The sequence below is a fragment of the Corynebacterium jeikeium genome, from assembly GCF_000738175.1.
In the GTDB taxonomy this organism is placed as follows: Bacteria; Actinomycetota; Actinomycetes; order Mycobacteriales; family Mycobacteriaceae; genus Corynebacterium; species Corynebacterium jeikeium_C.
The window spans coordinates 1-4,924 of the sequence record NZ_JFCH01000016.1 but is presented as its reverse complement, the minus strand read 5'-3'; the positions used below and the strand labels follow the sequence as shown (position 1 = coordinate 4,924).

At 59.3% G+C, this 4,924-nt stretch carries 5 protein-coding genes and 3 pseudogenes; all 8 read left to right on the top strand.

Annotated elements, in window-relative coordinates:
• Positions 1–196, top strand: a pseudogene (locus tag JQ46_RS11205) (IS30 family transposase); the annotation flags it as partial.
• Positions 197–272: 76 nt separating this feature from the next.
• The gene (locus tag JQ46_RS02075; protein WP_034985070.1) at positions 273–1,457 is read left to right on the top strand and encodes an Nramp family divalent metal transporter; all 1,185 of its coding nucleotides are present in this window, start codon (positions 273–275) and stop codon (positions 1,455–1,457) included.
• Between the two features lie 20 nt (positions 1,458–1,477).
• A complete protein-coding gene (locus JQ46_RS02070) occupies positions 1,478–1,867 on the top strand; it encodes an NUDIX hydrolase (RefSeq protein WP_005292595.1) in 390 nt (129 codons plus the stop codon).
• A gap of 62 nt (positions 1,868–1,929) precedes the next feature.
• Entirely contained in the window at positions 1,930–2,505 is a 576-nt protein-coding gene (locus tag JQ46_RS02065; RefSeq protein ID WP_034985069.1) for a TetR/AcrR family transcriptional regulator, read from the top strand.
• The gene (locus tag JQ46_RS02060) at positions 2,502–2,864 is read left to right on the top strand and encodes a DoxX family protein (protein ID WP_005292602.1); all 363 of its coding nucleotides are present in this window, start codon (positions 2,502–2,504) and stop codon (positions 2,862–2,864) included. Before JQ46_RS02065 ends, JQ46_RS02060 begins: the two co-directional genes overlap by 4 nt.
• Before the next feature lie 88 nt (positions 2,865–2,952).
• A complete protein-coding gene (locus JQ46_RS02055; protein ID WP_005292604.1) occupies positions 2,953–3,195 on the top strand; it encodes a CopG family transcriptional regulator in 243 nt (80 codons plus the stop codon).
• Between the two features lie 141 nt (positions 3,196–3,336).
• Positions 3,337–3,750: pseudogene (locus tag JQ46_RS11615) on the top strand (hypothetical protein); the annotation flags it as partial.
• Between the two features lie 55 nt (positions 3,751–3,805).
• A pseudogene (locus JQ46_RS11200) lies at positions 3,806–4,924 on the top strand (IS30-like element IS1513 family transposase); the annotation flags it as partial.

Genomic DNA, 4,924 nt, shown 5'->3' with positions numbered 1-4,924 from the left:
ACCAACCAACGAGAACACCAACGGCGAGATCAGGCGCAGGTTCTACAAAAAGGGCACCGACTTTGCCACCGTCACACCCGAACATGTCGCGTGGGTGCAAAATGAGCTCAACGAAACACCCCGACAAATCCTCGGCGGCGCAACCCCACGTGAAATACTCAACGAACTATTCAAGCGTGGCGCATCCACCGCTTGATTCCGCCCCCCTGGCTTGAACATATGGCGATGAAAACTAGACTTCAAGTAGTTGAACTTTTGGTATGGAGATGCCTATGCGTAAGACCTTAATCAGCCTCACCGGCCCCGCCTTCGTTGCTGCAGTGGCTTACGTCGACCCCGGCAACGTAGCCGCCAACATCAGCGCCGGCTCCCACTACGGCTACCTCCTGGTGTGGGTACTCGTCGTGGCCAACCTCATGGCCATGTTCATCCAGTACCACTCCGCCAAACTGGGCCTAGTCACCCACCGCTCCCTGCCGGAAATCATGGGCGAGCGTCTCTCCCGCCGCGCGCGCCTAGGCATGTGGGCCCAGGCCGAGCTCATCGCCGCGGCCACCGACCTCGCCGAAGTCATCGGCGGCGCCATTGCCCTGCAACTCCTCTTCAACCTCCCCCTGTTCGCGGGCGCGCTCATCATCGGCGCGGTCTCCATCATTCTCCTCATCTTCCAGAAGAAGAACCAGTGGTTCGAGGGGCTTGTCATCGGCCTGCTCCTGGTCATCTGCATCGGCTTCCTTGCCGGCCTCGCCATCGCCCCGCCCGACCCCGCCGACGTGGCCGGCGGCCTCATCCCCCGCCTAGAGGGCAAGGACAGCATCCTGCTGGCCGCCTCCATGTTGGGCGCCACCGTCATGCCGCACGCCATTTACCTACACTCCTCCCTGACCAAGCAGCGCTACCCCGACCTGGAAATCCCCCACGTGCTGGCCGGCACCCGCGCGGACATCGCCGTGGCGCTGTCCATCGCCGGGCTCGTCAACGTGGGCCTGCTGGTCCTGGCGGGCTCGGCCCTCTACGGCGTGGACGGCACAGAGACCATCTCCGGGGCCCACACGGCGATTGCCAGCCACCTCGGCCCGCTGGTCGGCGTTCTCTTCGCCATCGGCCTGCTGGCCAGCGGCCTCGCCTCGACGTCAGTGGGCGCCTACGCCGGCTCCGAAATCATGGACGGCCTGCTTCACATCAAGGTCCCCCTACTAGTCCGCCGCCTGGTCACGCTCATCCCGGCGCTGGTCATCATCGGCTGCGGGGTCGACCCCACTATGGCACTGGTGGTCAGCCAGGCACTTCTTTCCCTGGGCATCCCCTTCGCCATCATCCCGCTTTTCCGCTATGCCGGCTCCCGGGACGTCATGGGTGAGTTCGCCGCGAAACCCTGGTCTATGGCCGTGGGCTGGACGCTTGCCGCGCTGGTCATCGCACTCAATCTCGCCCTCGTGCTCCTGCCGCTGCTCTAGGCCGCCTACAATCAGCAGCCATGATTGAAGTAGCAGCCGTCGTCATCCGCAACCCACAAGGCCACGTGCTTACCGTGCGCAAGAAGTCCTCCACCAAGTACCAACTGCCCGGCGGCAAGCCCGAGGCGGGCGAGGCGCTTGTCGACGCCGCCCTGCGCGAAGTTGCCGAAGAAGTAGGCCTCACCCTCGACGCCGAGAGCCTCAACAAACTCGGCACCTTCGACGCTCCCGCCGCCAACGAACCGGGCGAGGTCGTCGTCGGCACCATCTTCACCTACACCCGCACCGTCACCGCCGACGAACCCCATGCCGCCGCCGAAATCGGCGACACCGCCTGGGTCAACCCAGCAGCCCCCGACCGCGAGCTTGCACACCTGCTGCGCGACCGCGTCTTCCCCACGCTGGCCTAGCGCCAACTGTCAACACTTCGGCGTCATTGACCTCGAAACCATCAAGAGCTACCCTTTTGAACATGTTCACTGAACACGTTCACTCATCGCGCTCGGCCGCCAAAGCTGGCACCGTCAGCAAGGTCCTAGCCACCGCCTACGAACTCTTCCTCACTCAGGGCTACGCCACCACCAGCATCCGGACTATCGCATCCGAAGCTGGCGTTAGCGTGGGAACCGTCATGGGAGTCGGCGACAAACAAACGCTGCTCATCCGCACCATTGGCCAACACATTTCAGAACTCCACGATGACATCCGGGGACAATCCGATAGCTTTCTCGATGTCCTGAGACCTTTCCTCCAGATGTTTACCGGCCACGAAGAGCTCTCCCGCGCCTTTGGCGCAGCACTCATCCAACAAGGCAATCAAGGCGAAGCGCTCACCGCACTCAAAACGCTCCTGACCGATGAAATCACCCTGCGACTCGGCACCAGGCTCAGCAGCGCCGATGCGGCCGAGTACGCCGACCTGCTGTACAACGTCTACCTCGGCTTACTCATCGGCTGGGCCGCCGGAATCTACGACACCGAGCACCTCACATCCCAAGCCGCCTCATCGATCGAACGCCTCAACACCGCATTCGGAGTAACCCAATGATCCTAGAATCTTCCCCAGCCTGGCCCTCCCTTCTACTAGCAGCCATTCTGCTTGGCGACGCCGCCCTCTCCCTCAAACCAGTCCCCTTCATCGAAGCCTGCCTCAGCGGCGTCAAACTCCCCAAGGACTGGTGGTGGGCGCTCATTGTCATCAAGTGCCTCGCCGCCGTAGGACTCATTGCCGGCCTCTGGTTCCCCGGCGTAGGAATCACAGCCATGATTGGAGTCATCGCCTATTTCTGCGCGGCCGCAGCAGCCCATGTCCGCGCCCACTTCCTCGGTAGCGCATTCTGGATCAACTGCTTAGGCATGCTCGCATTCTCCATCGGAGTACTGATCCTGACGCTCGCACTGAATTAAGACACCAGTCAACCTTTCACGGCTTCCTGAAGGCAGATACATCATTGCACCTCTTGAATGATGACTTGATGCTTTCTACCCTAAAGGTATGCGCACGACGATAAACCTCCCGCCGAAACTCCTTGAAGAAACGAAGGTCCAAGCCAAAGCCAACAATGTCACTTTGAGCTCATACGTCGAAGAGGCGGTCCGCGCTGCCCTCAAGAAGGAAGCCCGCATCAGTACCGAAGACACCCCCGTTAACCTGCCCTCCTTCGATTGCGGCGGACCGGCTCTAGTTGATCTCAGCAACAAAGAAGCTGTGTGGGCGGTACTCGATGATCATTCCTGATGTCAACATTCTCGTTTATGCCTTCCACTCCGCTGCACCGCAACATAAACCCGCTCAACAATGGCTAAGTAGTGCTCTAAATCGGCATGAAACAATTGGACTCCTGGATGTTGTGGCAACGGGCGTGCTGTCAAGGGGTGAATGCGCCACTTCGACCGGGAGGTAGTTGTGACGCGTTGGACTCCGAAGGATGTTAAGGATGCTGCTGTTGAGCGCGTGGTGGCAGGCGAGGCAGTTAGCCTGGTCGCGCGTGATGTGGGTGTAGGCCCCGAATCGGTTTACGGTTGGTTGAGGGTAAGAGGTGTCGAACCTCCAGGCAGGCGTGCGAGTCGTTTGCGTGATCCGTTTGTCCGTGAGGCTGTTGGGTTGGTGCGTGCAGGTATGTCGATCAGTCAAGCAGCACAGACTGTTGGAATATCGACTGGCTTGCTTCACAGCAGGTTAAAGAAAGCTGGTGTAATCGAAGTGCGGCCTAGACGCGCCCACTTGTCACCTGATGAACGTGCCCAGGCCGTGGAGCGAGTGCTTGCTGGTGAGAGCTGTCAGACAGTGGCTGATGCTATCGGTGTGCATCCTTCTACCGTGTATGGGTGGATAAGGAAGCAGCGGTATGCGAAGTTACGCCGGCAGCGACATCGTCGAACGCCTGATGAGGCGGTGGTGTCTTTGCCAGATACAGGCAAGAAGCTGGGTAAAGATTCTGTTATGCCAGCACCGATGAAAACTCAAGCCGTTGATGGATTTCCTAGCGGCGTATTCGACAAACACGCCTTAGTAGGGCGTGGTCGCAGGCTTACTGTTGAAGACCGTGTTGCTATTGAAGCGGGATGTCGTGTCGGTGATTCGGCACGAGCCATCGCGCAGAAAATAAATAGGCACCACAGTGTCGTCGCTCGTGAAATCACCCGTAATGGTTGGAAGATCGTCGATGAGGACGGCACAGAGCAGCTGCGGTATAACGCCCACAACGCTGCTGTTTCTACTGCTGGTCGGATGGTGCGGCCAAAACTACGCAAGCTCGATGAAAGCCCAACGCTTCGGGGTGTAGTAGTCGATTGCCTTGCCCGCAGGTGGTCACCTGGGCGCATTAGTGCATGGCTTGAGCATGCTTTCAGCGATGATGAAAGCATGCGTATTTCCCACGAAGCGATCTACAGTGCCTTATACATTCAAGGCAAAGGCAGCCTGCGAGCCGAGCTTGAAGAAGTCATGAAGACTAAAGACGTACTTATCCGCGGCGGCTCAACACGCAAGCGTCGTGCCCGAAACGCTGGCGTGTTAACCGGTCGCCCTTGGATCAAAGGTGCTGAGATCACCCACCGCAGCCCGGAAGCTGATGACAGGGCTATTCCCGGGCACTGGGAGGGCGACCTTGTTATTGGTAAAGGTGGCAAAAGCGCGCTGATTACCCTAGTAGAGCGCACCAGCCGTTACACCCTGCTTGGACACCTTCCCGATGAGCACAGTTCACACACCGTGGTCGCAACCCTGCAGGACATGGTCAAAGACCTCAACACCGAGCAGCTAAAGACCATCACATGGGACCAAGGCGCAGAAATGGCTGTCACAGCACAAGTCCAGATTAAAGACGGCTGCCAGGTGTTTTTCTGTGAACCGCACTCACCGTGGCAGAGACCAACCAACGAGAACACCAACGGCGAGATCAGGCGCAGGTTCTACAAAAAGGGCACCGACTTTGCCACCGTCACACCCGAACATGTCGCGTGGG

Coding starts and splice junctions, on each gene's coding strand:
- JQ46_RS02075 (WP_034985070.1), top strand. CDS start 273: ATGCGTAAGACCTTAATCAGCCTCACCGGCCCCGCCTTCGTTGCTGCA.
- JQ46_RS02070 (WP_005292595.1), top strand. CDS start 1,478: ATGATTGAAGTAGCAGCCGTCGTCATCCGCAACCCACAAGGCCACGTG.
- JQ46_RS02065 (WP_034985069.1), top strand. CDS start 1,930: ATGTTCACTGAACACGTTCACTCATCGCGCTCGGCCGCCAAAGCTGGC.
- JQ46_RS02060 (WP_005292602.1), top strand. CDS start 2,502: ATGATCCTAGAATCTTCCCCAGCCTGGCCCTCCCTTCTACTAGCAGCC.
- JQ46_RS02055 (WP_005292604.1), top strand. CDS start 2,953: ATGCGCACGACGATAAACCTCCCGCCGAAACTCCTTGAAGAAACGAAG.